Source organism: Natronorubrum tibetense GA33, assembly GCF_000383975.1.
Lineage (GTDB): Archaea > Halobacteriota > Halobacteria > Halobacteriales > Natrialbaceae > Natronorubrum > Natronorubrum tibetense.
The window spans coordinates 1,168,041-1,192,384 of the sequence record NZ_KB913017.1 but is presented as its reverse complement, the minus strand read 5'-3'; the positions used below and the strand labels follow the sequence as shown (position 1 = coordinate 1,192,384).

The following is a 24,344-nucleotide window of genomic DNA, read 5'->3' as shown; positions in this document are numbered from 1 at the left end:
CCGCAGCTACATACCGCGGGACGTAGAACGGCGACCTATGACCGCAGGAACGCACACGGCCGAGGACGTAATGCTTGCCCGGCTCCCCTCCGGTGTGGAACTCACAACGACAGTTCATACATACCAGGGCGGTGGAGACGGACCGACGCTCTACGTCCAGGCGGCCCAGCACGGCCGCGAGATCAACGGGACGGAGGCCCTCAGGCGATTTCACGAGCGACTGCCACTCGAGTCCGTATCGGGAACCATTGTCGCGGTTCCCGTCGCGAACCCGCTCACCTTCGATCTCGTCTCCTACATCACGCCCGAGGAGTTCGACAGCGTCAACCCCAACATGAACCGAATCTGGCCGGGCAACGCGGACGGCAGCCTCCACCAGCGGATGGCCGCCACGCTCTGGGCGGAGATCGAGGCGGCCGACGCGATCGTGGACCTCCACACGGGCAGCCCCGACATGCTCCCGCACGTCGTCTATCGAGAGGGTGACGAGGCGGCCCGAAACCTCGCCGAAGCCTTCGGGACCGACCTGTTGCTCTCCGAAGAGGCCGATGACGACGCCTCCGACGAGTGGCACCGACGCGGGTTCGGGGGGAAGCTCCGCGTCGCTGCCGCCCAGGAGGGGATTCCGTCGATCACACCCGAGTTATCTCACAACAAACACATCCTCGAGGACGCCGTCGAGATCGGCGTCGACGGCCTGCTCGACGTCTGTCGGTATCTCGGGATGCTCCCCGGCGAGGTACCCGATCGAGAGCAGACCGTCGCTCGCAACCACCTCGGGCAGGTCACCGCCGACGACGGCGGCCTGTTTCATCCGGAGCCCTCGCTCGACGTGGGCCAGGAGATCACCGCCGGAACCTCGATCGGCACGGTGTACGATCCGACGACGTACGAACCACTCCACGAGGCGGCGGCGGATCGCGATGGCATCCTCTACGCGCTCACGCAGGAGGCGACCGTCGTCGGCGGCGACCAGCTCGCGAGCGTCGCGCTGGTCCGCGAGGAGTGACGGCTCAGGGAAGCCCCAACAGCGAGAAGCCGACCGTCGAGACGACGACGAGCGCGACCGTCCAGACGCCGAGTCCGACCGTGAGCCACCCGAAGATCGCCCGCGTGTCGTCACCGGCGATCACCGCGAGCAGCGCCGCGAGGTGAATGCCCGCGAGTATCGGGCCGGCGAGCGCGAGACCGGCGAGTCCGTAGCGCTTCCAGAGCCGTCGCGCGCGTCCGTATCGGTCGCTCGAGTCGGTCAGGTCGGTGCCGGTCCGGCGGGCCCACCAGGCGACGAGTCGCTCGTGGGCGACGACGATCGCGCCGACGGCGGTGGCGCTGCCAGCGAAGGCGGCGAGCCCCGTCGCGACCGGATCGAGTCCGAGTCCGATGGCGACCGGGATGACGACGAACGGTTCGATCGCCGGAATCATCGCGAGCAGGAAGACGAGCAGGTAGCGGCCGAGGCCGGTAGCCTCCTCGAGGGTCGCGCCGACGTCGACGAGTGCTGGAACGAGCGTCATGGAAGCCGTCCGCCTGATGGACGTGTTAGTAGCCCTAAACGACCGTCGGCGAAAAACCGGTTTCGATTTGCGCGTCCGGCAGCGTTCGCGGCCAAATCCGTCAGCAGGTCGAGAAGCCACCGTCGACGACCAGCCCGTGGCCGCTGACGAACGACGCTTCGTCGCTGGCGAGGAACAGAATCGAGTCGGCGATCTCTTCCGGTTTACCGAGTCGCTTCAGCGGGTAGTCCTCGGCCATCGCTTGCCGGGCCGCCTCGGGATCGTCTTGCGTTGCTACGTACTGATCGAGCATCTGGGTTTCCGTAAAGCCGGGACAGACGGCGTTGGCGCGGACGCCGTAGGGACCGGCCTCGGCGGCGATCGTTCGGGTCATGTTCAGGACGGCGGCCTTCGTCGTCGAGTAGGCGGCCTGCTTCGGGAGCCCGAGAATCGAGGCCAGCGAGCCGACGTTGACGATGGAGCCGTGGCCCTGTTCTTTCATGTGGGGAAGCGCGGCGGCACAGCCGTTCCAGACGCCCTTGATGTTGACGTCGATAACGAAATCTCGAACGGAGTCGTCGACGTCCTCGAGGCTCCCGCCGGGGTGACCGGTGCCGGCGTTGTTGACCATCACGTCGATGCCGTACTCCTCGGCGACGGCGTCGACGACCTCGTCGAACCGCTCGCTGTCGGTGACATCGAGTTCGCGGAACTCGGCTTCGCCGCCGGCGTCCTCGATGTCGGCGACGGTCTCCTCGCCACCCGGCGTGTTGACGTCCGTCACGACGACGCGTGCGCCCTCCTCGGCACACCGCTTTGCTGTCTCCTCGCCGATCCCCGATGCCGCACCCGTGATGACTACCGTCTTGTCTTCCAGTCGCATACTCGCGATATCGGAGGGCGGCTACATAAATTCGTTCATTATTTGCGATTTAGATAGTGTCTTTGTTCGGCGAATAGCTACGATTCACAAACAGTGGTAAGGTTCGATCCTAATCGGCTGTGAACTCGAGTGCGCTCAGAAATGAAGCGTCGTCGCCGTTGGATCGATATCGGATAACCGGCGTCGATGAACGGAAACCGATGTGGCTCAGAAGGCGCGAAGGTCCTCGAGCACCGCTTCTGCACTGCCGTCCGCGATCACGTCACGCGCTTTCTCCAGCCCTTCCTCCAAACTCTCGACGTCCTGTCGGGCGTACATCCGGAACGCGCCGTTGAGCGCGATGGCGTCGGCGAAGTGGTCGTCGCGTTCGCCGGCGAGAACTTCCTCGGTGATCGACGCCGAATCCGCGGTGACGTCGTCGACCGCGAGGTCTTCGGCTTCCATCTCCATGCCGTAGTTCGCGGTTTCGATCTCGTAATCCTCGAGTTCGTCTTCACCCTCGTCCCACTCGGCCACCTTCGTGTAACCGGGTCGGATGTCGTCGTAGCCCTCCATCCCCTGGAAGAAGATGGCGCGGGAAAAGGAGAGGTGGTCGCTCTCCTCGATCAGGTCGGTCATCTTCTTCGCGAACGCGAGGTGGTAGAACGAGCCGAGGTGAACGTCGGCGTTGGCGGGGTTGGCGACGGTCTCGATGGTGTTGACGAACGTCCGGACGCCCATCATGTCGCGTCGCTCGTAGAGGTCCTGAATGCCGGGATTGAAGGCGGGCTGGTAGTAGAAGCCGAAGCCGGTCTCGTCGACCATGTCGGCGCTCTCCGATGGATCGAGTTCCGTCCGGACGCCGAGTTCGTCGAGGACGTGTTTGTACGCCGTCGCCTTCTGGGTCGGAACCCGATCGCCGGAGTGGACGACAACGGGGGTTCCCGCGGCGGCGGCGACGAGGCCGGCACCGACGCCGAGAACGGCGGAGGTGTGCTTGCCGTCGTAGTTCGCGCCGCAGTCGACGGGGTTCGCGTCGGGTTCGGCCGTCTCGACCGACTCCTCGAGCATGACGTCCGTGTAGCCCGCGAGTTCCTCGGGGTTGTTGCGCTTCCAGCGGTTGGCCAGCCAGAACGCGCCGAGGGTCGTCTCGTCGGGCTCGCCGGCCAGAATGCGCTGGAAGGCCTCTCGAGCCTGCTCGCGAGTCATGTCGTCGGCGGACTTCGGACCGGAGCCAACGATCTCCGTCATCAGCCGTTTGAGCGGCCACTCGCCGAACTCCTGGGTTGCCTTCGCCATACGCGATCGTTGGGACGGCCGGCGCAAAAACCTCCCGTTTCCGGTCTCGTCTCGCCGACGAATGACGGGTTTTTCGGCCAACAACGCGAACAGTCCCAGAAATCGGATCGGTCGCTACCGGGTCCGCGTCGCTGTTGGCCGAGCGACGCGGCTGGATCAGGGTTCCGTCCGATTCGGACCGGACGCGACACCCGCAGCACTCGAACCGACCCGAAAACAATACGGTCGTGTTCTCCCTAGCCCACCCAATGAGCAGCCTCTCGGGGGACTGGCGCGAGTCGATCGACGACGTCGACGCGGCCATCATCGACGGCTACCAGAGCGGCGTTCCCGTCGCGGAACGCCCCTTTCGCCACATCGGATCGGATCTCGGTATCGACGAGGACGACGCGCTCGAGCGGGTTCGTCGACTCCACGATGCCGGCATCGTCCGGCGCTTTGGAGCCGTTCTCAACCCGCCGGTGATTGGGTCGTCGACGCTGGCGGCCGTGCAGGCACCCGACGATCGATTCGACGAGATCGCCGCGACAATCAACGAGTACCAGCAGGTCAACCACAACTACGCCCGCGACCACGAGTGGAACATGTGGTTCGTCGTCACCGCGGGCTCGCGGGCGACGCGGGACGAACTCCTCGCGGAAATCGAGGAGCGAACCGGCTGTGCGGTGCTCAACCTGCCGATGCTGACGGACTACTACATCAACCTCGAGTTTCCGGTCGTCAACGCGGATCGGTTCGCACGTGAATCGATAGACGAGGGCACCGACTCCTCCGCGACCCGCATGAGCGAGGAGGCCACCGGCGACCTTTCCGCGTTCGACGCCGACCTCCTGCTCGCGATCCAGGACGGGTTCCCGCTCTCGAGGACGCCCTACCGGGACATCGCGGCCCAACTGGAGGCGGACGTCGATGACGTACTCGAGTCGATCGACCGGCTCGTCGACAACGGCTGCATCAAGCGCATCGGCTGCGTGGTCAATCACGTCGTCACCGGCTTCGACTCGAACTGCATGGTCGTCTGGGACGTCCCGGACGACCACCTCGATGCGTGGGGCGAGCGCGCAGGCGGCCTGCCTTACGTCACGCTCTGTTATCACCGACCGCGCCGGCCCGAGCAGGACTGGTCGTACAACCTGTTCACGATGATCCACGGCCGCGATCCCGACGCCGTCGACGCGAAAATCGACGAGTTGGCGACTGACTACCTTCCGGTCGATCACGAGCGGCTCTACTCGACGGAGACCCTGAAGCAGACCGGCGCGCGCTACGAGGAACTCGTCGGCGAGTGACGCTACGTTAGCCGAACAATCCGACCAGTACCAGCCCCAGCCCGGTCAAGAGGAGAACGCCCGCGATCATCGCGGTCAGCAACTGCAGCGAGGACTCGGCATCCTCGTCCAGTTCGAGTCGCGGATAGAGGTGTCGAGCACCCACCAACGCACCGATCCCCAGGGCGATTGCACTGACACCGAACGCGAGCAGTTCGGCGTTCATCGCTCACGGATACTGGCTCCGTGGTGAAAAAACGGCCTCCTCCTATCGGCTCTCGAGAATCGTCGCTCCGCCGGGTATCGGACTACGGGAGCGACATCGAGACTGCCGGTAGAATTGACGAGATATGGTCGACGTGGCACCGGCCTCGAGCCCACGACTAGCCGAGATACAGCCCCGCCGCCGCGTACAGAAACACGCCGCCGATCGCGAGCCCGCAGATCGCGATGCCGGCCCTGAGCAGTCGCATCAGGTCCGTCATCAGCGCCGGATACTCCGGTTGGGGCTCGAGGTTCGCGACGAGGACGTAACACAGCGTGCCGGCGCCGGCCGCGAATAGCCCGAACGTCGCCGGCGCGAGCCACGCCATGACTTCGGTGGGGGTGCCGGGGTCGTATACCCTGTGGCCGGACGGCGAAAAACCCATGCGCTCTCGAATGCAACGAACGAGTATGAGCGACCGCTCGGAAGAAGTGACCGAGAGCCGCGACACCGAGGATCTCCTCGCGGAGACCGAGGAACTGCTCTCGGGAACGGGGGGCGGCGTCGATACCGACGAGTCACGGCCCCCAGCGGAGCGCGAGCCACGGCGGTCGGTCGACGCGGACCAGAAGCCGGCATCCACGTCGATCGATCCCTCCGCCGAACCCGACGCAAACTCGAGTTCGTCGCGATTCTCGAGGCTCAAATCGAGACTCTCGATCCCCACGTCTGGACCCTCGCTCGAGCAGTACTTCTCGCCGCGAGCGTTCTTCGCGTTCGTCCTGCTGGCCGGAACCGGACTGGTCGCTGGGGGAATGACGATTCCGTTCGCCGGCCGCGTCCTCGGGATGTTCGGCGTCGCCTTCGCGGTCGGATTACTCACATCGAAACGGCGCTACCTCGAGATGGCCGCCGCGGGGACGACGGTCGGCGGACTCTCCGCGCTGGCCAGCTACACCGTGCTCGCGGTCGCCGGCTCCTATCAGGCCGTCGTCGCCGTCGGCGTAGCCGCCGGGCTGGTGGGCTGTCTCATCGGCTACTACTTCGGTCGGGACCTCCGTAATGGGCTCGTCCGAGATATCGACTGAGTGGCCGGCGTGCGGTGTCAGGCCCTTTTACGCCGTCGTCAGCTCCCAACCCCGCTCGGTCCGGCGAACGATCCCTTCATCGGCCATCGACTCGAGCAGTTCGGCGACGAGTTCCCGCGGCGCGTCGACATCCTCGCCGAGTTCGCCGACTGATTTCGGCTCGGAGCGAATGCTCGCCAGTACGTCGGCGTAGATCCGACTCTCGGGGCCGGTGCCGACCGTCTCGGAGATACCGTCGAGGACGTCACAGAGTCGCCCCTGGACCCACCGCTGGGCCAGCGAGAGTTCGTTCTCGAGCTGCTCGAGGTCTTCCAGCGCGTGAAGGAGGTCGTCGAGATCCTCGCCCTCGTCCCAGGCGACGTCGAGCGTGAGGTGCCGACAGGTCGTGATGTCGAAGCTGCTGTTGGCGGGATAGGCGCTCTTGCTCGCGAAGCCGTAGGGCGAGACGTTTACCTCGAGGCGAACGTGGCGAGCGATATGAAAGTACTTCCGGCGCTGGTCGTCGACCCGGCTCTCGATCAGGCCTGCCTCCTCGAGTTTCCGGAGGTGTTCGATGACCGCCTTGGGACTCACGCCGAGGTACTCCGAAATTTCGGTTACATAACAGGGTTTGCGGGCGAGCAACCGGAGGATTCGTCTCCGGTTTTCGTTCCCTAACAAATCCAGCAACGCGGCGGAGTCCATCGTGAGAGGGTTAGCGGTCGCCGCTGAAAAGGGTGTCTGCTCGGTATGAACGCGGAGTCCGGGTCTGGGTCGGTACCGATCCGTGGGAACGCGTGGAGTATCGCTCGAGTCGGTGTTCGAATCGCCCGTTAGTTGCCAGCGTCAGCGTGATCGGATGGGGTAGCGTTTCCCTGCCCAGGAGTTCCGTCGTCCGCCTGTCCTTCATCGTCGTCGGTCTGCTCGTCGAAATCGCTCTGTCCTGGCGGGCTAGCGTTTCCCTGACCCGGGTTCTCGTTGTCCGACTGGTTGCCGGGGTCGGCCTGACCGGGTTGGCTAGCGTTTCCCTGGCCGAGAGCACCGTCCGTTTGATTACCGGCGTTCGCGTGTGTCGGTGGTCCGCCGCCGGGAGTGCCGTCGGGACCGCCGAGCCCGCGTTCGATCTCGGCCACTTCCGGACCGGACAGCGTCGCGGCGTTCTCTCTGAGTTCGTCGAGTCGCTCGTCGGTGACGCCGGTTTCGGTGGCCTGCTGTTCGGTTCGATCGATCGCACGGTCGAACGACTGGATCTCCACGGTGAGCTGTGCCATCCGCGCCTGGTACTCGCCCCGGTGGAGTTCGTCTTTCTGCTCTTGAAGTACCTCGTGCTCGGCCTCGAGGTCGGCGTGTCGCTCCTCGAGGGTGTCCGTTTGCTCGCGGACCATCTCGGCCCGGGTCTCGTTGTCGGCGGCCTCGTACCTCGAATCGTGCATTCCGGACTCGACCGACCGCTCGGCGTCGGTCGCCGTCGATTGCATGAACGTCGACACGTCGATCTCCGGTTCGGCCTCGTTGCTCGACTCGTCCTCGCCGTCGGAATCGCCGGTAAGCGTCCCTACGACGGCACCACTCGCGACCGGGGCGACCGTGAGTCCGAGGATGGCGACCAGCACGAGGAACGCGACCGACCGACTGGCTCTCATTACTCTGGCACTTGTCCCGAACATACTAAAAAGACTGACCTTCGTTCGTACCGTTCAATCGAATTCGCGAGTCGTCGGTTCAGTTTCGACCGTTCACGACCGCTAGCGTCGTTTTTGCGGGCGTCCAACCGACCCTTGAATCCGAGTTCCAACCCGGTCGCCGCGTTCGGGAGACCGTTCATCTCCGAGCGCTGCCTGCGTACGAGTAACGGCTGGCGGTCAGACTTTCGGGTCGCTCTCGCTCCATGACTATCGTTCACACGCTGGTGTGATCGTTCGTGAACTGACCGGACGGCCGAACCGTCTCTTGACCGGGACTGTTTGCCCCGGAATTCGCTACCGGTGACCGTCTTCGCTGATAGTCCTTCGACTTAAGCCTGTCCGAAAATAGTTATATCCTCCTGGTGCGTGGTATCATATAGCATGTTCGAGCGCTTTTCGCGGAGCTACTATCTCGGACGACTCTACGTGACGCCGACCGACGGGGATCACGCCCTCATGCACAGCGACCAGCACGAGCGAATCAACGAAGCGGTCTACGCGACCGGCGACGGCGTCGAACGCCTCGACGCCCCGCTCGTGATGAAACTCGAGAGCCAGCACTTTCCGGTCCACGGGAACGAGAAGGTGCCGACGAACACGCTCGCCCTTCCGGAGCCGATGCTCGAAGGCTGTGAGATCCGGAACCCGCCGTCGCTTCGGGAGGTGTTGCTCGCCCGGCGCGAGCACGCCGAGCAACTGCTCACGTGGTCAGGCGGCTGGCCCGACTCCGGCGACGACCTGCGAAACGCCGGAACCTAGAAGTATTCTCGCTTCGCCCCTTCGAACGAATGCTCGACGAGCTGCTCGGCCGCGCCTCGCTCAAAGACCGTATCGACGAACTCGAGGAGGAAAACGAGCGACTGCAGAGCCGCTACGAGGCCGAATCCGAGCGCCGGGCCGACGCGGCCACGGCCAGACAGGACGCCGAAGAGAAAGTCAACCGGCTCGAGGACCGTATCGCCCAACTCGAGGGTGAACTCGAGCACGTCGACGGTGACGGTGACAGCCTCGCGGTCCGTCGCCGCGAACGCTTGCGCGGGAGCCGTCTCGCGGAGGTCGTGGGCCGACTGACCTCGTTCCGGACCGGTCCCGAGGGGGCGCTGACGGCTGTCCTCGACAGCGACGACGCCGTCGACGACCTCCGGGATGAGACGGATATCGACCTTGATGACGTGCTCGGCGAACGCTCTGCGCTCATCGACGAGGCCACCCCGTGCGTGCTCTGCGTCGACGACGCCGGTCTCGTCGGTGTCACGCTCGAGCCGCCGGTGGACCTCGCGGACGAGGCGCTCGGTGGCGACCACGATTCGCGTGTGACGTGGACCGATCGATTCGCCCTCGAGGAGGAGTGGCTCCTGCCGACCGGTCGGTACGCGCTCGCGCTCGTCCGAACCGATCTGTTCGCGCTCGGCGTCTACGAGAGCGACGAGCGCGTCGACTACCGGGGCTTCGAGAGCGACGTCAAGGGGAACCACTCGAAGGGCGGCTTCTCGCAGGCTCGATTCGAGCGCATTCGGGACGACCAGATCGACGACCACCTCGAGCGCTGTACGGAGGCCCTCGCCGACTACGACGTCGAGCGCCTGTTCGTGGTCGGTCAGCGTGGCGTCGTCGACACGCTGGTCGAGGAATCGGGACTCGAGGTAGCGGGAACCGCTGCCGTCGACGCGACCGGCGATCCGAAACCGGCGCTCGAGGACGCTCACCGGTCGTTCTGGACGACCGATCTGCGGGTACTGTAAGCGTCTCGCGTGTCGATGCCTGCCGCTTCAGCCGTGACCGCCGATGAACTGAACCCCAGTCGTTTTGAGCGATGCGGCCGCACTGTCGACCGAACGCCATATCCGACTTTGTCTCCGTCTTCTGTGAGCGCTGCGGCGAACAATTCACGACCTATCCCGGCTCCAACGCAGCGGATCGTGTGGTTCTGTTCCCCCGCGTGTGCACTTGAGCAACCGACGATTTCGATCTCGAGGTCGCGGTCACTCCGACTCGAGGACGGCGAAGCCAGGCTGTGATCGATCGCCGACCCATCGGTTCTCCGTTTCCGTCGACAAGTAACCGAAACGACACGGATGTCGTGAATATCTACCGTTAAGTAGGCCCTCGTTCATGATCGGGTATGCAAATTGCAATCCTTGCCCACGAAGAGTTTCCCGGGCGTGCCAAGACCGCTCTCGGCGTATTGCGATACTCCGACGACGAGGTTGTCGCCGTTCTCGACCGCGATAACGCCGGCCAGCGCGTCTCCGATTTCGTTCCCGATGTCCAGGACGCCCCGATCCGTGAGGGGATGGCCGACCTCGCGGCCGAGGACGTCGACGCGCTGCTGATCGGGATCGCGCCCATCGGCGGCGGCTTCGAGGCAAGCTGGCGCGAGGACGTCCGAACCGCACTCGACTACGGCTGTGACGTCGTCTCGGGGCTGCACTACTTCCTCGAGGAAGACGAGGAGTTCGCGGCGCTCGCTGCCGAGAACGACTGCGAGATTCGGGACGTGCGAAAGCCCCCAGAGGATCTGACGGTCAGTCAGGGCATCGCGGATCAGGTCGACGCCGAAATCATTCTCACGGTCGGTACCGACTGCTCGGTTGGCAAAATGACGGTCTCGATGGAACTCGCCCGCGACGCTCGGGAGGCCGGCCACGACGCCGCCGTGATTCCGACCGGCCAGACGGGGATCATGATCGAGGGCTGGGGGAACCCGATCGATCGGGTGGTGTCCGACTTCACCGCCGGGGCCGTCGAGGAGATGATCCTCGAGAAAGGCGACGAACACGACTACCTCTTCGTCGAGGGCCAGGGAAGCATCGTTCACCCGGCGTACTCCGCGGTTACCTGCGGCATCCTCCACGGCGCGATGGCCGACAAACTCGTGCTCTGTCACGACGCCGGACGGGAGGTAATCCACGGCTACGAATCGTTCGCGCTTCCCGATCTCTCGACGTACGTCGACCTCTATGAAAATCTCGCTGCGCCGGTCGCGGATAGCGAGATCGTTGCCGGCGCGCTGAACACGTCGAACCTCGACGACGACGCGGCCGCACGCGAGGCCGTCGACGAGTACGCGAGCGACCTCGGCATGCCCGCGTCGGATGTCATCCGCTTTGGAAGCGAGGACCTACTCGAGGTGTTGCTGTAAATGACGCTCGAGACCGCATTCGAACGACACGCGCTGCCGCTCGAGTACCCGTTCACCATCGCCCGCGGGACGGCGACCGAGGCCGAGGTGGTGACGGTCCGGATCGAGGACGAAGACGGCACGGTCGGCGTCGGCGGTGCCGGCCCGTCCCCCCACTACGGCGAGACCGTCGACACGGTGACGACGGTCCTCCCCGATCTGCTCGCCGTCGTCGAGGACTGCGGCGACGTCCACCAGCTCGAGCGGATCGAACGCCGGATGCGCGAGACCGTCAACCGGAACCCGGCAGCCCGCTGTGCCGTCAGCATTGCGCTGCACGATCTGGCGGCGAAACGGCTCGAGGTCCCCCTCTACCGGTACTGGGGGCTCGATCCGGCGCAAACCCTCGAGACCTCCTACACCATCGGGCTCGACGACACGGAGACGATGCGCGAGAAGACCGAGACGGCCCTCGAGCGCGGCCACGGCACGCTGAAAGTGAAGCTGGGGACGGACCGCGACCTCGAGATTATCGAGACGATTCGCTCGGTCGCCCCCGACGTCTCGCTGTTCGTCGACGCCAACGAGGCCTGGACGCCCCGCGAGGCCGTCTCGAAGATCGAGCGACTGACCGAGTACGACCTCGCGTTCGTCGAACAGCCCGTCGCCGCCGAAGACCCCGAGGGGCTGCAATTCGTCTACGAGCGCTCGCCGCTGCCGATCGCGGCCGACGAATCCTGTATCACGCTCGAGGACATCCCACGGATCGCCGACCGCTGTGACATCGCGAACCTCAAACTCATGAAATGTGGCGGGCTCCGGGAGGCGAAACGAATGATCCACGCCGCCCGCGCACACGGTCTCGAGGTCATGTGCGGCTGTATGACCGAGTCCAACGCTTCGATCGCGGCGGCCTGTCACCTCGCGCCGCTGCTCGACTACGTCGACCTCGACGGCTCGCTGTTGCTCGCCGAGGATCCGTACGACGGCGTCCCGATGCCCGACGGTCGGATCGATCTCGACGGTCTCGAGCGTGCGGGGACGGGTGCCGTACAGCGGTAATCGGAACCGGACTAGCCCGTGGGGAATCAACGTTCGCTCCGCGAGTAGTTTCACGGAACGAATGTCAGTCGGATCGTCAACGGACCTTTATGCCGTTCCTCGGTGTGGAAATGCGGGTATGTACGACGATGACGGCAGTCGAAACCTATCCCGTCGGACACTTTTGCGCGCGTCGGCGGGTGTCGGCGCGGTTTCGGTGGTCGGTGTGGGGCAAGCGAGTGCGAGCGATCCCGGTGGGGCGCAGTCCTGGTTCGACGACTCCTGTCCCGACGCGACCATCGAGCCGAGCATGGGTCACTGCGACGGCGCGAGCATGGACGGCTGTGACGACGATCACCCGGAGACGGTCGCGCTGCAGACGGCCGTTCGGGAGTCGCTCGAGGAGCAGTATCCCGACGTCGCCGCGTTAGTCGACGCGGGGTTCAAACCCTACTTCGATACGCTCAACCGGGACGACGACGGCTGGTCCCACTGGATCAACCCCGAATACGTCGGCGACGACGAGATTTTGGATCCCGACCGACCGGAGTCCGTGCTGGTGGACAACGACTCCTGGCGCTCGATCGGCGTGATGTTCATCGCGACTCGAGGCGGCGAGCCGGTCGATCCGCCGCCGGCGGTGTACGACGACGGCGACGCTGACGGGGACGCGGAGCGCGATGTGATCGACGGTGAGGCGGCGGATGACGACGATAACGATGGGCACGACGAGGATCACCACGAGCAGGGCGAGCACGATGGACACGACGACCACGGCGGGACGCCCGGTCGCTGCTCACCGTGGCATTACCACGCCGGTCTTCCCGGTCGGTTCGGCTGGTGGTACTACCGGCAGGCCTACGAGCAGGACTTCGCCCGTCAGGGGCTCGGAGGTCTCGAGTTTCCCTGCCGAACGCCGTGTATGATGCACGTCTGGAGCGTCGACCACCCCGAGGGCGTCTACGCCCACGGCGCGCCGCCGCCGGAGTACCGCGAGCAAGAGCCCGCGGAGAACGCCGACCTCGAGACCGACGCCGAACCCGGCACCGACGAACTGAGTTGGGAGACGCTTCCGGAGGATCTCGTCCCGGAACACCTGCCGGACGATCTGGCAACGCTGGTGCCGGGGCTGTAGTCGGTACTCGAAGTCATACATTCAGCAGTCAGTACTGCGGGTACTCGATTTAGAATCGCTCGGTAACTACAGATGCAGAAGTACCTTTTTCCGCCTCGGGATTCCTCACTTCGTTCGGAACCGCTCGGCGCAAAAATCTACGCTAAAAAGGCCGCTCGCTCCCGTTGGTCGCTCGCGGGTGCAGCGCTTGTGACCAGACCGCAGCGGTAAGTCCTTGCCCTGCACTTACCGCGAGTTTCACGCCCGACGTTAGATAAGAAAACGAATTGTCAATCAGCGAAAGAAGCGGTACTGCTATCCGCGAGCCTCGGATAACGAGCGAGCGGCGTTAATCGCTCGGTTGCAGGTGGGTCTGGGAATCGTTTGTCGCCGTGTACACGTTCCCCCGGACGCGAATTTCGCCGTGCTCGAGCGGCCGGCTGCCACCGCTCGCGTTCCGAGTGGACTGGGTGAGCCGCCAGAGCGGACGGATATTGCAGAGCGCGAAGCCGACGACGATGAGTGCGAACCCGGCGACGGTCGCCGCGGTGATCTGCTCGCCGAGGAGGGTCGCCCCGAAAATCGTCGCGACGACGGGTGACGCGTAGTTGATGAGGCTGACGTTCGTCGCCCCGGTCCGACTCAGGAGGGCGAAATAGAGGAGGAACCCGCCCGCAGTAGCGACGATACCGAGGTACGCGAGCGCCGCGACTGCCGACGGCGTCCACGTCACGCTTCGGATCGACGCCCCCGAATACGCGTAGGCCGTGGCGTGGAGGAACACCGCGCCGATACCCATCGACCACGCGTGGAGCGACATCGTCGGGAGAACCGGCGTCCAGCGTTCCGTCAGCACGGAGCCGAGCGCGAAGACGACTGCAGACGCCAGGAGCAGTCCAATACCGAGGAGCTGTCCGTCGAAGGTGCCTCCGGCGACGGCGATCGCGATGACGCCGGCGAGCCCGGCGCCCAGACCGACGACGTCGGTGATGACGATGCGTTCCGTTGGGAGGAGGTGAATCGCGATGAGCGGGGTAATGATCGGCGTGAAACTGAGCACGATCGCGGCGACGCTGCTCGAGACGTAACTCTGGCCGACGAAGGAGAACGCGAAGTGCGCGCCGATGACGAGGAGTCCGTTCGAGAGCACGAGCGCCAGATCCGCTTTCGTCCGGGGTCGCCACTCGAGACGGCGGAGGAGAACGATGCCGACGAAGACGGCGGCAGCGATGTCTAACCGGGCCGCCGCGAACAGGAGTGGCGGCAGCGTTTCGAGCCCGATTTCGATCGCCGTGTAGGCCGTCCCCCAAATAAGTGCGAGCGCACCGAACAACAGCACGTCTTTCGTATCACTCATGTCATATTCTCATGGTGTGTGGCTGATTCGAAGTTGATGGAGTGACTATTAGCGGCTCAAGTAAACGATTTGCGAGAATCGTGATACCACGAGCCAGCGTAACCGGGGCCGTGTGAGTCATTCAACAGACAGGCTTCTGGACGCGAGCGAGCGACGGTCGTGACGGCGTGTTCGAATGCAGCAATCGAACTCCGATCGGTCGCTCCCTCGGCACCGAGAAACGCGATTTCCGCTTTCCCCACCGATTTAGCCGTTCCACCCGAGTAGCCGGGTATGGGCTACGACACCGCGTCCAAGACCGATCCGGAGTCAGTCGTCCCCGAGGAGTTCGGCGGCATGTGGTTTCTCAAGGAAGACCTCGAGTCCGACCACCTCGGCTTCTCGATCCTCGAACTCGAACCCGGCGGCAAGGGGAAAGAACACGACGAGACCCACACCGATCAGGAGGAAATCTACTACACGGTGGAGGGAACCGCCGAGATCGAGTTGACCGACCGGGAGGAGACGGTGACGCTCGAGGCGGACGATCTCATTCGACTCGACGCCGAGGAGTCCCGCCAGATCTTCAATCGTGGTGACGAACGCGTCAAACTCGTGCTCGTCGGCGCGCCGCTTTGATTCGCTGAGGTTTTTTAGTGGAGTGAAGTGGGTTGACGTGGAGTCAGTGGGAACGAAAACGAGTCCTCTGCTGACGCTGGCGGCTAGGGTTACCACGTCCTCCCCAGCCGATTCGTTCGCTCCTTTCAGTCGCTCACTCATCCATAGGAAGACGCTCCGCGTCTTCCACGCAGTCGCTCGGTTCACTCGCGACGACCTCGCACGGCATCGTGCTGTGGCTCGCTGATAGCTCACCACAGCACAGCGTGCGCCACCGCACGTGGTCGGGTCGATTCTGGTAGTCGCGGTGGTCAGATCACGTCGTCGGGGTCGTGAGCGTCGGCCATCCGCTGGGCTTCGGCGGCGTACTGCTCCTGCAGGTGGTCATCGCCGACGGCACCGAGGTTACCGGGATCGGCGTCGATGGCCGCAGTCGTGTCTCGAGCGTCGGTAAACGACGTCAGCGCCCGCTCCTTGCGGAAGTATCGGTCCCCGTCGGTGGTCGCGTAGGTGAGGATGATCAGGTTCTGTTCGTCGTCGGAATACGTTCGTTCGACCAACCAGACGCGGACGGTGTCGGAAGCAGTGCTGGCCATGCGTCACTAATCGTCGTCGAGCGAGAAGTAGGTCGGGGCGGCGTCGACTTCGGCGCTTCTCGGCTCCGTTACTCCGACTCCCAGTCGATTTCCTCGCCGCGGCTCGAGTCCCGCACAATAAAGGGACCGATCGCGAGCGTCCGTTTGGCCATCGTCGCGATTCGCAGGATGAAGGCGATCAACAGGAGGAACGGTGTGACGGCGATGGTCGAAGTGGCGACGACGACCCAGACGATGGCGTCGATGCCGAGGACGGTCCCGCTCACGGCGTCCGCGTGGAAAAAGAGTAGCATCGACATGGCTACGACCAGCGCGGGGACGGCGACGTACATCATCGCCCGCGAGAGGTTGATCAGCTCCCACTGAAAGTACAGCGTCTTGAAGTGCTCCCGGGCGAGGCCGAACAGCTTCAGCGACTCGAGCAGTTCGTCGTAGGCTGCTTCGGCTTCGTCGTCGAAGGAATCGGCGTGGGCGTTTTTGATCCGCCGCGCTCTGAAAATTTTCCAGGAGTAGTTGTAGTCCAGTGCGGCCTTGACGACGTCGTAGGTGCCGAACTGGGCGCCCTCGAGGTCGTCCCGGATCGAGTCGGCGTGAGTCGTCAGGTTGTCGACGAAGTCGTCGACGCGCTCGATGAGTTCGTCGTCCCGGCTGTCGGAGACGGCCTCCCGAAACTCTCGTGCGCGCTCGTCGGAGGCGGCGATGATCGCCTGGACGAACGACGCGGGCTCCGGCGGACTGATCGGCGCGTCGATCGAGCTCTCGACGTCCTCGCGGAACTCGAGGGCTCCATCGAGACGGCCGCGCTGGTCTTCGACGGCCCCCAACTCCTGGGAGAGCACCAGCGAGTTGATGGTGACGACCAGCGTGACGCCGGTGATCAGGGCGGTGACGAGGGCCTGAAAGAGCGTGAGAACGGGCTCTTTCTCGCCCATTAGCGCCCGCAGCGAGATTGGACTCAGTTCCCCGACGACGAGCAGGCCGACGAAGACGAAGGCCATCAATCCGGCCGTGACGAGCCACCGGTTCGCGTTCAGCAGAAGCTGGTGCTTCCAGGTTGGATCCGCACTTCGCTCGGCCATCGTGTCGCTCGGCTGTGAGCCGTCGCCGCTCATCGCTCGCGGGATACCACGATGTGGCGGAAATAGCTACGGAGAAACTGCAGTCAGCGACGGGAGCCTGTCCGGAACGATTCTCCGGAGACGGGAATCAGCCGAGATCCTCGTCCCGTTCAGACTCCCGGAGGATGAACGGACCCATCGCGAGGGTTCGCTTCGCGACGGTAGCGATCCGGAGAATGTACGTGATGAAGACGACGAACGGCGAGATGCCGACGACGAAGCCGGCGCTGGTTATCCAGACGAGGTTGTCGACGCCGAGCGTCGACCCCAGCAGCGTGTTCCCGTCGACGTACATGATCATGATCCCCATGATCGTCAGCGCGGGCACCGCGATGTAGAGCAGTGCCCGCGAGAGGTTGATCAACTCCCACTGGAAGTACAGCGTTTTGAAGTGCTCGCGGGCCGGCCCGAACAGTTTCAGCGTGTCAATCATGTGGTCGATCTTCTCGTTCGCCTCGTCCGAGAGCGAGTCCGCGTGATCGTCGCGGATCTTGCGCGCGTCGTAGATCTTCCGCGAGTAGTTGAAGCTGAGCGCGTTCCAGATAACCTGAAACGTCCCGAACTGGGCGTTCTCGAGGTCACCTTTGACGTTCTCGGCGTTTTCCGTCGCGTCGTCGACGTAGTCGGCGATCTTCTTCCGGAGCTCGTCGTCGCGTTCGTCTTCCATGACTTCCTCGAGTTCCCTCGCCCGCTCGGAGACGCCGTCGACGAGTTCGAACAGGAACGCACCGGGTTCGGGGGGACTCGCGTCCTCGGAAATCGTGTCCTCGACGGTCTGTCGGAAGTCCATCGCTTCGCTCATGCGCTCGCGCTGATCGCCGATCGCACCGAGTTCCTGTGAGAGCACGAGTTGATTGATCGTGACGACGATCGAGGTACCCGTAATAATCGCTCCGATGAAGGCCGAAAAGAGGAACTCGATCCCGTCTTGATTCTCGACGATGGTTCGCAACGGCGTGAGATCGAGCAGGCTGGCGGCGACGAGCACGACGTACACGACCAGGAGGATCGCGACGGTGAACGCCCACCGGTTCAACTGCAGCAGGATCCACAGCCGGGTCCCGCCCAGTCTCTCCTGCCCGCCGGAGTCGTCGCTCGAGTCAGCGTCGCTCATCGACTGTTCGAACGGACGGCCGTGGTGGTCAAAATACCCGGCCCGGGAGGCGACGGCACTGGGGCGTGTTCCCACGATAACACGACGGGGTTCGTCCAGTGAGAGTAACTACTCGCCGCGCCGATCAGTCGTCGGTCACGTCGAACGGCCCGGCGTCGGGATCTTTCTGCGGTAACATCGGCCCGACGGATGCCGTCCGCCGGGTGACGGTCGCCGTTCGGAGGATGAACGCGACCAGCAGGGCGAGCGGAGAGATGACGACCGCGATGAGTGCGCTGGCGACGAAGGGAAGGTAGACCGCGCTGATCGTCGGCCCGGTGAGATCCGCGTAGACGAAGCCGAGCGTCATCGCCCCCAGAATCGCCGGCACGCCGCAGTAGATCGTCAGTTGCGAGAACCGGGTGAGCTCCTTCTGCAGGTAAGTCGTCTTGAAGTGTTCGCGAGTCGTGTTAAACAGCTCCAGCGTCCCGATCAGGTCGTCCAGCGCGTCGACCGCGTCGTCGGGGAGTGACTCACCGTAGCGCCCGCGGAGGTTCCTCGCGACGTAAAGCTGCCAGGCGGCGTCGTAGCCTACCGCCGCGGAAACTGCCTTGAACGTGCCGAACTGCGTGTGCTCTAAGGTGTCGTCGACCCGGTCGGTGCTCTCCTCGATGCTGTTCGTGTAGCGCCCGATCAGCTCTCTGACCTCCGCGTCGTCGTACTCCGAGACGGCGTCGTCGAGGGCAACGGCCTGCTCGTTGATCGTCTCGACAAGCAACTCGAGCAGCCGGGACGGCGAGGCCGGACTCGCCGCGACGTCCGTCGTCTCGGAGACGTCTTCGCGGAAGCTCATCACGCTCTCGAGTTGCTCGCGCGCGTCGCCGGCGGAGGCGAACTCCTGAGAGAGGATCAGCTGGTTGATCGAGACGACCAGCGTGACCAGCGAGAAGGTGCCGGCGATCATCCCGCCCGCGAGCCGGGTGATCGAGTCGTCGTTGGCAAACGAGATGATTCCGATCTCGTTCATGGAGAGAAACAGCAAGAAAACGGCGACTGAGACGAGCGAAGCGATGAACAACCGGTCCCCTTCGACCAGTACCCATTCTCGAACGCGAGTTACCGAGTTCGTTCGCTTTCCGATCTCGGTACCGTAGGACTCGAGCGTCTCGTCCGTCTCGGAAGACCCCATATCCGCATCGACAGCCGAGGCGACAATAAGCGGCTGCGTTGCACATACTGATTCCGCGCGTCTCCGCGCACTCTGATGCGTTCGGACTGCTTTTGGCTGCCGCGACGCTGCCCCTTCAGGGCCTACACTCAAATGCGTTCAGGCGGACGATATCACCATGCTCAGTTACGCAAACCGCCGGCGAGTACGTTCGGCGCTCTTGGCGCGAGGTCGGTATCGATGACGAAATCGACACCGAGCCGTCGGCGCGTGCTCGCCGCACTCGGCGTCGGCTCCGCAGCCGCACTCGCCGGCTGCACCGGCGACGGCGGTCCCGGAATCGGCGGCGATCCGGAGTACGAAACGGGCGAGATCGGCGATATCGACGGCGAACCGCGAACGGAGGACGAACAGGTCGCCGCCGAGGCGCTCGCCGAACAGGAGATCGACGAGGGCGTCACACCGCTCGAGGAGGTCGCACTCACCGACCACGAGTTCGTCTTCGAGGACGACTACCGCGGCTCGACCGTGCAGGGAACCGTCGAGAACACGGGCGACGATCGGATCGAACTCACCGAGGTCCGCGTCCGCGTCTACAACGACGACGGCGAGCAGATCGGGCGCTACCTCTCGTCGACCGGCGACCTGGACGGCGGCGTCACCTGGGAGTTTCAGGTCATTGTCCTCGAGTCTCCCGAAGACCTCGCAGACTACGATATCACCGCGCTCGGAACGCCAACGTAATTCGAACGGACCGTACCGTGGCGGGTCAGAGGGCGGATCAGCACCCGAGAGCGTTCTTACTCGTGGACCTCCTCGAGCAGGGCCCGAACCCGATCACTGCGCCGCTCGAGGGCGTCTTTCGCGGCGTCCGGGTACGCCTCGGACGGCGGATCGAGCCCCGGCTCTTCGTCCGGGTCCGGCCAGCCGACGACGACGCTCCCGGCCGCGCCGGCCGATTCGTACGGAACGGAGACGTAATCGTACACGCCCTCGTCGTCGAGGACGCGGTCAAAGGCGTCCCCGGGCCCCAGTTCGCCGCTCGACCATGGCTCCGCGCCGTCGGGAATCCGTCGCTGGTCGCCGTGCGTATCGGGGTGGTACGCGACTATCTCGTGATCGCCGCTGTCGACGACCCACTCGACCGTTCCGCCGGCGACGAGATGGACGACCGGCGGCTCGATCTGGCCCCCGGCGTTGGCGCTCGAGAGTTCGACCTCGGCGTACGCTTCGGGATCGCCCAGCAACGGGTCGTCCCCACCAACTTCCTCCTTGAGGCAGCCGGCGAATCCGGCCACGACGGACGCGGCGCTCGCCGACAGCAGTCGCCGTCGGGTTCGTCGTCCGCTCACGGGCCGGAGTTGGCGGGCGATCGGAATAAGAACGCGGTCACTACGGGACGTCGCGTCGCCTTTCGCTCCGCAGTTCGCTGTTTCCACGGTCCGATCAGGGTAAATAGCTGCAGCGCGAGCGCTTTTGTCCGTCCGTGGTGTCTCTCGACTCCCGTGCCCGACGCCGATCTCGAGGTCGACGAGCCGGAGACCGATTTCGACCTGAAAGACGAATACAGCGCCACGGTCAACGTCTTCCTCCACTTTACGGTGCTCGGCGCGATCACGTTGGTCACCGGCCGACCGTTCCTGTTTCCGAGCCTCGGACCGTCGGCGTATCTGATGGCGACGGGCGAGCAGCCGCGGGCGGAGGGCGGCTACCACGTCATCGGCGGCCACGCGGTCGCCGTCGTCTGCGGACTGATCGCCTACGCGCTGGTCGGCAACGAAGTCAGCGCGTACGTGGTCTTCGACCGCCCTAACATCGCGTTCTCGTGGGAACTCGTCTACCTGACGGCGAGCGCGACGCTCGCGATGATGCTGACGACGACGACGATGCTGCTGACGAAGACGAATCACGCGGCGGCGTGTGCGACGACGCTGATCGTCGCGCTCGGGCTGATGGGCGGTCTCGAGGATGGCGTCATCATCGTCATAGCCGTCGCTATCTTGTGGTATCTCCACGACCGCGTCATTTCGACGCTCGCCGAGTGGTTCGGATTCAAACCGCGAGATGCGCGAGCGTAACGGTTCGAGATCGTGCCGAGAGAAAACCGAGCGTAGCGCCTCAGGTCGTTATTCGTCCTCGAGGAGGGCGTCGTCGACCCCCTCGCGAACCTCGTCCGGCCCGAGCGCGAGCGTGTACGCCGGCCGCCCCTTCCCCGTCGGCGACGTCCCGTCGATATCGACCTCCTCGACGAACCCCTCGTCCTCGAGACGGTACAGCGAGCGCATGACGTCCGCCTCGGTAATCGTGCCGACGACTTCCGTGTCGACGTGCTCGAGTTGCGTTTTACACACGTGTCGAAGTTCGTGTGTCTGGACGGGTGTCTCGTCGTCTCGATCCAGTTCAACAACCCCGAGGAGGACGACCTGATTGGTGAGTGACAGCGTCTCGAACGCCTGTTCCGTGCCCATACAGTCTCTTTCGCATCGACCGTGGTAGTCGTTGCTCTTGTATACACGCTGCGCAAATCGGTACGAAAACGAGCGCCGAACCGCTCACACCGTCCGCCACGTTTCTAAGCGTGGGCGGAGGGCAAGTCTCACTGATCGCGATCAGGCGTTCTCTTCGTCCTGTAACTCCGCGAGTTCGGCCTCGACCTCGCTGTCGACCTCGGTCTCGACGTCGTCGAGTTCCTCCTCGTCGGCGGCCGGTTCGGACGTCTCCGTCTCGCCCTCGCCCAGTTCGGATTTGAGCGTCTCGAGTTCGGCGTCGACCCCGCTGCCGGTTGAGAGCTGCTCGAGTTCGCGGTCGATGTTGTCCTTGTCCGAGAGCACGTCGTCAAACGCGCCGGACTCGTGGAGTTCGTCGAGCGCGGCGGCGCGCGCCTCCATATCCTCGGTCTGCTCCTCGGCGCGTTCGATGGCGCGGCCGACGTCCTCGAACTCCTCGCCCGTGGCCGTCATCGCCTCCGAAACGGTCGAACTCGCCTTCGCGGCCTCGTGGCGAGCCTTCATCGTCTCCTTTTTTGTGCGGAACTCCTCGATGCGGTTCTGGAGCTCGTCTTTCTGATCGATCAGGCTGTCCTGCTGGCTCTGCAGCTGGGAAATCTGGCGCTCCAGATCCTCGATCTGGTTCATCTTCGTCTTCTTTTTCTCCAGGGCGCGTCGCGCCAGATCTTCTCGCCCCTGCTGGACGGCCGTCCGGGCCTGATCGTTGTGTTTGTCGACGTTCTCCTCGAGACGGCGTTTCTGCATCTCGAGGCGCTTTTTCTGTGTCGTGAGGTCGGCGATGCCCCGTTTGACCTGCTGGAGCTGGTCGCGCATCTGCTCGTAGGAGTAGTCGAGCGTCTGCGTCGGATCCTCAGCCCGGTTGAGCACCGAGTTGATTTTCGACCGGATGACGTAGGAGGTCCGAGAGAGGATGCCCATACTCCTACGTATCGCTCGTTGCCCTTAAAAACATCACATCAGCGACAGACGATGACGATAGCGGGGATAAACGGGACGATTCTCGCCGCGTTGATTAGGTACCGGGTCGTCGGTCCACCCATGACCGACGTGCTCGTTCCCGGTGGTCGGGACGTCCGCGGAACGCTCGAGGAACCTGATGGCGAGACGAACGCGATCGTCGTCGCCTGTCCACCGCACCCTCAGCACGGAGGATCGCGAAGCGACGGCCGACTCATTGCCGTCAGTGACGCGCTAGTCGAGGCCGGTATCGCGTGTCTCCGATTCGATTACGGCCCGTGGGACGAGGGCTACGGAGAGCGCGAAGACGTTCGCAACGTGATTCGGTGGGCACGTAGCGAGGACCGATTTGGCGGTGCGGGCGCAGACGGCTTGCCCGTCGGCGTCTTCGGCTACAGTTTCGGCGGAAGTCTGGCCCTGCTCGCCGCGGCTGACATCGATGGCACTGCGGCCGTCTCCGCACTCGCGCCGACTGCCCGACTCGCCAACGACCTCGACGTCGTCGCAGCACTGGATAGAATCGAATCGCCCGTCCAGATCTGTTACGGCGAACGCGATTCGACCGTCGACTGGGAGCCGGTTGTCGACCGTGCCCGCGAGCACGACGACGAGGTCACCCCGCTTCCAGGCGATCACTTTTTTGTCGGGCAGAACGCGAAAATCGCCGACGAAGTCAGTACGTTTTTCGAAGGGGCCGTGCTCCAGTCGCCGTAGTCACAGCCAACGAAAACGTCGTTACTTCGAATGGTCGTGGGTCTATTGTTACAAAAGCGACCTTCGCACGTCCACTCTAGCAAGCAGTATCCTCACTCAAATATGTATGTGATTCAATGCATATTATTGGCCTAATATAAAACGGAAGGAGTATATGACTGTCTCGACTAATAGATGTATGGATAGACGAACATATCTCGGAAGCGTCGGTGCAGTCGTTGCGGCCACTACGGTTGCAGGCTGTACAGGTGGTGAGTCGGATACCGACGACGGTGGAGACGACGATGAAACGGAGTACGGGGTTCTCTCGACGAGTATAACCGACCAGCCAAACGACATCGACCACTTCGAATCGCTCGACGTGACGATTCAAGGCGTCTGGATCAAGCCGGCCGACGCGGAAGACGACGAGGCCGAAGACGACGACACAGTGGAGACCGAAGACGAGGAAACCGAAAACGGCGATACCGAAGACGACGAAGAAGACGAGGAAACGCAGGACGACGAAGAAGATACCAACGCGGACCAGAGTTCGGGCCGCTACTACATCGAGTTCGAGGACCCACAAACCGCAGATCTGGTCGAACTGCAAGGAGATAACACACAACTCATCGACGAGGCCGAGGTCGAGGTCGGTGACTATCAGTTCCTCCAACTGGACGTAAGCGAGGCGGACGGCACCCTCAAAGACAGTGACGAGGAGCCGGTAGTCGAGACGCCGGGCAACGCGCCGCTCCAATTCCAGGAGGCGTTCGAGATCCGCGCCGAGGAAACCACGAGATTCATCGCTGATTTCGCTCCGTTCCGAACGGGGCAAGGGAAGTACATCATCCGCCCGGTAGCCAGCGGGACGCGGGTTCTCTACGGTGACGAAGAGTACACCGCTGACGAGGACGAAAACGGCGAGGGGGGAGATAGCGACGGTACTGATTCAGAAGACGAAAGCGACGACGCCGCCGGAAACGGTAACTAAGGTATTCGACACGACGACTCGCACCGGATTCCGACTACGTGACGCCAGTATCTGCCCCAGGCGTTTGCAGTGAGCGGGTAGATTTCGCGTCGCTACCGCTATACCGACT

At 63.9% G+C, this 24,344-nt stretch carries 28 protein-coding genes; 13 read left to right on the top strand and 15 right to left on the bottom strand.

From position 1 onward, the window contains the following. The first annotated feature begins 37 nt into the window (after positions 1–37). A complete protein-coding gene (locus NATTI_RS0106320; RefSeq protein ID WP_006088855.1) occupies positions 38–1,009 on the top strand; it encodes a succinylglutamate desuccinylase/aspartoacylase family protein in 972 nt (323 codons plus the stop codon). Between the two features lie 4 nt (positions 1,010–1,013). Here the strand turns inward: NATTI_RS0106320 and NATTI_RS0106315 are convergent, their stop codons facing one another. The 3 genes from NATTI_RS0106315 to NATTI_RS0106305 form a co-directional block, all read right to left on the bottom strand. Then, the gene (locus tag NATTI_RS0106315; protein WP_006088857.1) at positions 1,014–1,514 is read right to left on the bottom strand and encodes a small multi-drug export protein; all 501 of its coding nucleotides are present in this window, start codon (positions 1,512–1,514) and stop codon (positions 1,014–1,016) included. 100 nt (positions 1,515–1,614) lie between these two features. Then, positions 1,615–2,376 carry an SDR family NAD(P)-dependent oxidoreductase gene (locus NATTI_RS0106310; protein WP_006088858.1) on the bottom strand — a complete coding sequence of 254 codons (762 nt, stop codon included), beginning with the start codon at positions 2,374–2,376 and terminating at the stop codon, positions 1,615–1,617. Between the two features lie 207 nt (positions 2,377–2,583). Further along, positions 2,584–3,654 (bottom strand): anthranilate phosphoribosyltransferase, encoded by a 1,071-nt coding sequence (locus NATTI_RS0106305; RefSeq protein ID WP_006088860.1) that lies wholly within the window; start codon positions 3,652–3,654, stop codon positions 2,584–2,586. Between the two features lie 248 nt (positions 3,655–3,902). Here NATTI_RS0106305 and ahbB point away from each other — a divergent pair, with 248 nt between their 5' ends. After that, positions 3,903–4,943: a siroheme decarboxylase subunit beta gene (ahbB, locus tag NATTI_RS0106300; protein ID WP_006088861.1), complete on the top strand. Its 1,041-nt coding sequence runs from the start codon at positions 3,903–3,905 to the stop codon at positions 4,941–4,943. A 7-nt stretch (positions 4,944–4,950) separates the two neighbouring features. On the opposite strand, the gene NATTI_RS0106295 is transcribed toward ahbB, so the two are convergent. Beyond that, positions 4,951–5,148, bottom strand: coding sequence for a hypothetical protein (locus NATTI_RS0106295; RefSeq protein ID WP_006088863.1), 198 nt, complete (start codon positions 5,146–5,148; stop codon positions 4,951–4,953). 157 nt (positions 5,149–5,305) lie between these two features. After that, positions 5,306–5,572, bottom strand: a complete 267-nt coding sequence (locus tag NATTI_RS0106290) for a hypothetical protein (protein WP_244879975.1) — start codon at positions 5,570–5,572, stop codon at positions 5,306–5,308. Between the two features lie 25 nt (positions 5,573–5,597). Here NATTI_RS0106290 and NATTI_RS0106285 point away from each other — a divergent pair, with 25 nt between their 5' ends. After that, the gene (locus NATTI_RS0106285) at positions 5,598–6,215 is read left to right on the top strand and encodes a DUF456 domain-containing protein (protein ID WP_006088866.1); all 618 of its coding nucleotides are present in this window, start codon (positions 5,598–5,600) and stop codon (positions 6,213–6,215) included. A 27-nt stretch (positions 6,216–6,242) separates the two neighbouring features. On the opposite strand, the gene NATTI_RS0106280 is transcribed toward NATTI_RS0106285, so the two are convergent. Both NATTI_RS0106280 and NATTI_RS0106275 read right to left on the bottom strand, forming a co-directional pair. Next, on the bottom strand, positions 6,243–6,899 hold the full coding sequence (locus NATTI_RS0106280; protein ID WP_006088867.1) for an ArsR/SmtB family transcription factor: 657 nt from the start codon (positions 6,897–6,899) through the stop codon (positions 6,243–6,245). 128 nt (positions 6,900–7,027) lie between these two features. Continuing rightward, positions 7,028–7,837 carry a putative sodium/potassium/calcium exchanger gene (locus NATTI_RS0106275; protein WP_006088869.1) on the bottom strand — a complete coding sequence of 270 codons (810 nt, stop codon included), beginning with the start codon at positions 7,835–7,837 and terminating at the stop codon, positions 7,028–7,030. Positions 7,838–8,260: 423 nt separating this feature from the next. Here NATTI_RS0106275 and NATTI_RS0106270 point away from each other — a divergent pair, with 423 nt between their 5' ends. The 5 genes from NATTI_RS0106270 to NATTI_RS0106250 all read left to right on the top strand — a co-directional run bounded on the left by NATTI_RS0106270 (position 8,261) and on the right by NATTI_RS0106250 (position 13,176). Beyond that, positions 8,261–8,638, top strand: a complete 378-nt coding sequence (locus NATTI_RS0106270; protein ID WP_006088870.1) for a DUF5802 family protein — start codon at positions 8,261–8,263, stop codon at positions 8,636–8,638. 29 nt (positions 8,639–8,667) lie between these two features. After that, entirely contained in the window at positions 8,668–9,621 is a 954-nt protein-coding gene (locus NATTI_RS0106265) for a Vms1/Ankzf1 family peptidyl-tRNA hydrolase (RefSeq protein ID WP_006088872.1), read from the top strand. A 380-nt stretch (positions 9,622–10,001) separates the two neighbouring features. Further along, positions 10,002–11,021, top strand: a complete 1,020-nt coding sequence (locus NATTI_RS0106260) for a DUF1611 domain-containing protein (RefSeq protein ID WP_006088874.1) — start codon at positions 10,002–10,004, stop codon at positions 11,019–11,021. Beyond that, positions 11,022–12,062: a dipeptide epimerase gene (locus NATTI_RS0106255; RefSeq protein WP_006088876.1), complete on the top strand. Its 1,041-nt coding sequence runs from the start codon at positions 11,022–11,024 to the stop codon at positions 12,060–12,062. Positions 12,063–12,180: 118 nt separating this feature from the next. Next, positions 12,181–13,176, top strand: a complete 996-nt coding sequence (locus NATTI_RS0106250; RefSeq protein ID WP_006088877.1) for a hypothetical protein — start codon at positions 12,181–12,183, stop codon at positions 13,174–13,176. A gap of 328 nt (positions 13,177–13,504) precedes the next feature. Here the strand turns inward: NATTI_RS0106250 and NATTI_RS0106245 are convergent, their stop codons facing one another. Next, positions 13,505–14,512, bottom strand: a complete 1,008-nt coding sequence (locus NATTI_RS0106245; RefSeq protein ID WP_006088879.1) for a DMT family transporter — start codon at positions 14,510–14,512, stop codon at positions 13,505–13,507. A 273-nt stretch (positions 14,513–14,785) separates the two neighbouring features. Here NATTI_RS0106245 and NATTI_RS0106240 point away from each other — a divergent pair, with 273 nt between their 5' ends. Next, positions 14,786–15,130 (top strand): cupin domain-containing protein, encoded by a 345-nt coding sequence (locus NATTI_RS0106240; RefSeq protein WP_006088883.1) that lies wholly within the window; start codon positions 14,786–14,788, stop codon positions 15,128–15,130. Positions 15,131–15,420: 290 nt separating this feature from the next. Here the strand turns inward: NATTI_RS0106240 and NATTI_RS0106235 are convergent, their stop codons facing one another. The 4 genes from NATTI_RS0106235 to NATTI_RS0106220 form a co-directional block, all read right to left on the bottom strand. Further along, the gene (locus NATTI_RS0106235; RefSeq protein WP_006088885.1) at positions 15,421–15,705 is read right to left on the bottom strand and encodes a hypothetical protein; all 285 of its coding nucleotides are present in this window, start codon (positions 15,703–15,705) and stop codon (positions 15,421–15,423) included. Positions 15,706–15,773: 68 nt separating this feature from the next. Then, positions 15,774–16,817, bottom strand: coding sequence for a hypothetical protein (locus NATTI_RS0106230; protein WP_006088887.1), 1,044 nt, complete (start codon positions 16,815–16,817; stop codon positions 15,774–15,776). A gap of 94 nt (positions 16,818–16,911) precedes the next feature. Continuing rightward, on the bottom strand, positions 16,912–17,937 hold the full coding sequence (locus NATTI_RS0106225) for a hypothetical protein (RefSeq protein ID WP_006088889.1): 1,026 nt from the start codon (positions 17,935–17,937) through the stop codon (positions 16,912–16,914). Positions 17,938–18,061: 124 nt separating this feature from the next. Beyond that, positions 18,062–19,105 (bottom strand): hypothetical protein, encoded by a 1,044-nt coding sequence (locus NATTI_RS0106220; protein ID WP_006088891.1) that lies wholly within the window; start codon positions 19,103–19,105, stop codon positions 18,062–18,064. A gap of 219 nt (positions 19,106–19,324) precedes the next feature. Here NATTI_RS0106220 and NATTI_RS0106215 point away from each other — a divergent pair, with 219 nt between their 5' ends. Continuing rightward, positions 19,325–19,828: an FxLYD domain-containing protein gene (locus NATTI_RS0106215; protein WP_019991680.1), complete on the top strand. Its 504-nt coding sequence runs from the start codon at positions 19,325–19,327 to the stop codon at positions 19,826–19,828. A 56-nt stretch (positions 19,829–19,884) separates the two neighbouring features. On the opposite strand, the gene NATTI_RS0106210 is transcribed toward NATTI_RS0106215, so the two are convergent. Continuing rightward, on the bottom strand, positions 19,885–20,436 hold the full coding sequence (locus tag NATTI_RS0106210) for a cupredoxin domain-containing protein (protein WP_338045751.1): 552 nt from the start codon (positions 20,434–20,436) through the stop codon (positions 19,885–19,887). Positions 20,437–20,589: 153 nt separating this feature from the next. On the opposite strand from NATTI_RS0106210, the gene NATTI_RS0106205 reads away from it, so the two are divergent. Further along, positions 20,590–21,162: an HPP family protein gene (locus tag NATTI_RS0106205; protein ID WP_006088897.1), complete on the top strand. Its 573-nt coding sequence runs from the start codon at positions 20,590–20,592 to the stop codon at positions 21,160–21,162. A gap of 48 nt (positions 21,163–21,210) precedes the next feature. Here NATTI_RS0106205 and NATTI_RS0106200 read toward each other — a convergent pair whose 3' ends face one another. Beyond that, positions 21,211–21,552, bottom strand: a complete 342-nt coding sequence (locus NATTI_RS0106200) for a hypothetical protein (RefSeq protein WP_006088898.1) — start codon at positions 21,550–21,552, stop codon at positions 21,211–21,213. 141 nt (positions 21,553–21,693) lie between these two features. Then, entirely contained in the window at positions 21,694–22,509 is an 816-nt protein-coding gene (locus tag NATTI_RS0106195) for a PspA/IM30 family protein (protein ID WP_006088900.1), read from the bottom strand. Positions 22,510–22,629: 120 nt separating this feature from the next. On the opposite strand from NATTI_RS0106195, the gene NATTI_RS0106185 reads away from it, so the two are divergent. Next, positions 22,630–23,262, top strand: a complete 633-nt coding sequence (locus NATTI_RS0106185; protein ID WP_006088902.1) for an alpha/beta hydrolase — start codon at positions 22,630–22,632, stop codon at positions 23,260–23,262. Positions 23,263–23,440: 178 nt separating this feature from the next. Next, positions 23,441–24,235 (top strand): DUF4382 domain-containing protein, encoded by a 795-nt coding sequence (locus tag NATTI_RS0106180; protein WP_006088904.1) that lies wholly within the window; start codon positions 23,441–23,443, stop codon positions 24,233–24,235. The last annotated feature ends 109 nt before the right edge of the window (positions 24,236–24,344 follow it).

Excerpts from the sequence above, each read along its gene's own strand:
- NATTI_RS0106270 (WP_006088870.1), top strand. The coding sequence starts at position 8,261 with ATGTTCGAGCGCTTTTCGCGGAGCTACTATCTCGGACGACTCTACGTG.
- NATTI_RS0106265 (WP_006088872.1), top strand. The coding sequence starts at position 8,668 with ATGCTCGACGAGCTGCTCGGCCGCGCCTCGCTCAAAGACCGTATCGAC.
- NATTI_RS0106215 (WP_019991680.1), top strand. The coding sequence starts at position 19,325 with ATGACGAAATCGACACCGAGCCGTCGGCGCGTGCTCGCCGCACTCGGC.
- NATTI_RS0106315 (WP_006088857.1), bottom strand. The coding sequence starts at position 1,514 with ATGACGCTCGTTCCAGCACTCGTCGACGTCGGCGCGACCCTCGAGGAG.
- NATTI_RS0106185 (WP_006088902.1), top strand. The coding sequence starts at position 22,630 with ATGACCGACGTGCTCGTTCCCGGTGGTCGGGACGTCCGCGGAACGCTC.
- ahbB (WP_006088861.1), top strand. The coding sequence starts at position 3,903 with ATGAGCAGCCTCTCGGGGGACTGGCGCGAGTCGATCGACGACGTCGAC.
- NATTI_RS0106225 (WP_006088889.1), bottom strand. The coding sequence starts at position 17,937 with ATGAGCGACGCTGACTCGAGCGACGACTCCGGCGGGCAGGAGAGACTG.
- NATTI_RS0106220 (WP_006088891.1), bottom strand. The coding sequence starts at position 19,105 with ATGGGGTCTTCCGAGACGGACGAGACGCTCGAGTCCTACGGTACCGAG.
- NATTI_RS0106245 (WP_006088879.1), bottom strand. The coding sequence starts at position 14,512 with ATGAGTGATACGAAAGACGTGCTGTTGTTCGGTGCGCTCGCACTTATT.
- NATTI_RS0106195 (WP_006088900.1), bottom strand. The coding sequence starts at position 22,509 with ATGGGCATCCTCTCTCGGACCTCCTACGTCATCCGGTCGAAAATCAAC.
- NATTI_RS0106280 (WP_006088867.1), bottom strand. The coding sequence starts at position 6,899 with ATGGACTCCGCCGCGTTGCTGGATTTGTTAGGGAACGAAAACCGGAGA.
- NATTI_RS0106295 (WP_006088863.1), bottom strand. The coding sequence starts at position 5,148 with ATGAACGCCGAACTGCTCGCGTTCGGTGTCAGTGCAATCGCCCTGGGG.
- NATTI_RS0106200 (WP_006088898.1), bottom strand. The coding sequence starts at position 21,552 with ATGGGCACGGAACAGGCGTTCGAGACGCTGTCACTCACCAATCAGGTC.
- NATTI_RS0106305 (WP_006088860.1), bottom strand. The coding sequence starts at position 3,654 with ATGGCGAAGGCAACCCAGGAGTTCGGCGAGTGGCCGCTCAAACGGCTG.
- NATTI_RS0106250 (WP_006088877.1), top strand. The coding sequence starts at position 12,181 with ATGTACGACGATGACGGCAGTCGAAACCTATCCCGTCGGACACTTTTG.
- NATTI_RS0106255 (WP_006088876.1), top strand. The coding sequence starts at position 11,022 with ATGACGCTCGAGACCGCATTCGAACGACACGCGCTGCCGCTCGAGTAC.
- NATTI_RS0106285 (WP_006088866.1), top strand. The coding sequence starts at position 5,598 with ATGAGCGACCGCTCGGAAGAAGTGACCGAGAGCCGCGACACCGAGGAT.
- NATTI_RS0106260 (WP_006088874.1), top strand. The coding sequence starts at position 10,002 with ATGCAAATTGCAATCCTTGCCCACGAAGAGTTTCCCGGGCGTGCCAAG.
- NATTI_RS0106235 (WP_006088885.1), bottom strand. The coding sequence starts at position 15,705 with ATGGCCAGCACTGCTTCCGACACCGTCCGCGTCTGGTTGGTCGAACGA.
- NATTI_RS0106310 (WP_006088858.1), bottom strand. The coding sequence starts at position 2,376 with ATGCGACTGGAAGACAAGACGGTAGTCATCACGGGTGCGGCATCGGGG.
- NATTI_RS0106180 (WP_006088904.1), top strand. The coding sequence starts at position 23,441 with ATGGATAGACGAACATATCTCGGAAGCGTCGGTGCAGTCGTTGCGGCC.
- NATTI_RS0106275 (WP_006088869.1), bottom strand. The coding sequence starts at position 7,837 with ATGAGAGCCAGTCGGTCGGTCGCGTTCCTCGTGCTGGTCGCCATCCTC.
- NATTI_RS0106290 (WP_244879975.1), bottom strand. The coding sequence starts at position 5,572 with ATGGGTTTTTCGCCGTCCGGCCACAGGGTATACGACCCCGGCACCCCC.
- NATTI_RS0106320 (WP_006088855.1), top strand. The coding sequence starts at position 38 with ATGACCGCAGGAACGCACACGGCCGAGGACGTAATGCTTGCCCGGCTC.
- NATTI_RS0106230 (WP_006088887.1), bottom strand. The coding sequence starts at position 16,817 with ATGAGCGGCGACGGCTCACAGCCGAGCGACACGATGGCCGAGCGAAGT.
- NATTI_RS0106240 (WP_006088883.1), top strand. The coding sequence starts at position 14,786 with ATGGGCTACGACACCGCGTCCAAGACCGATCCGGAGTCAGTCGTCCCC.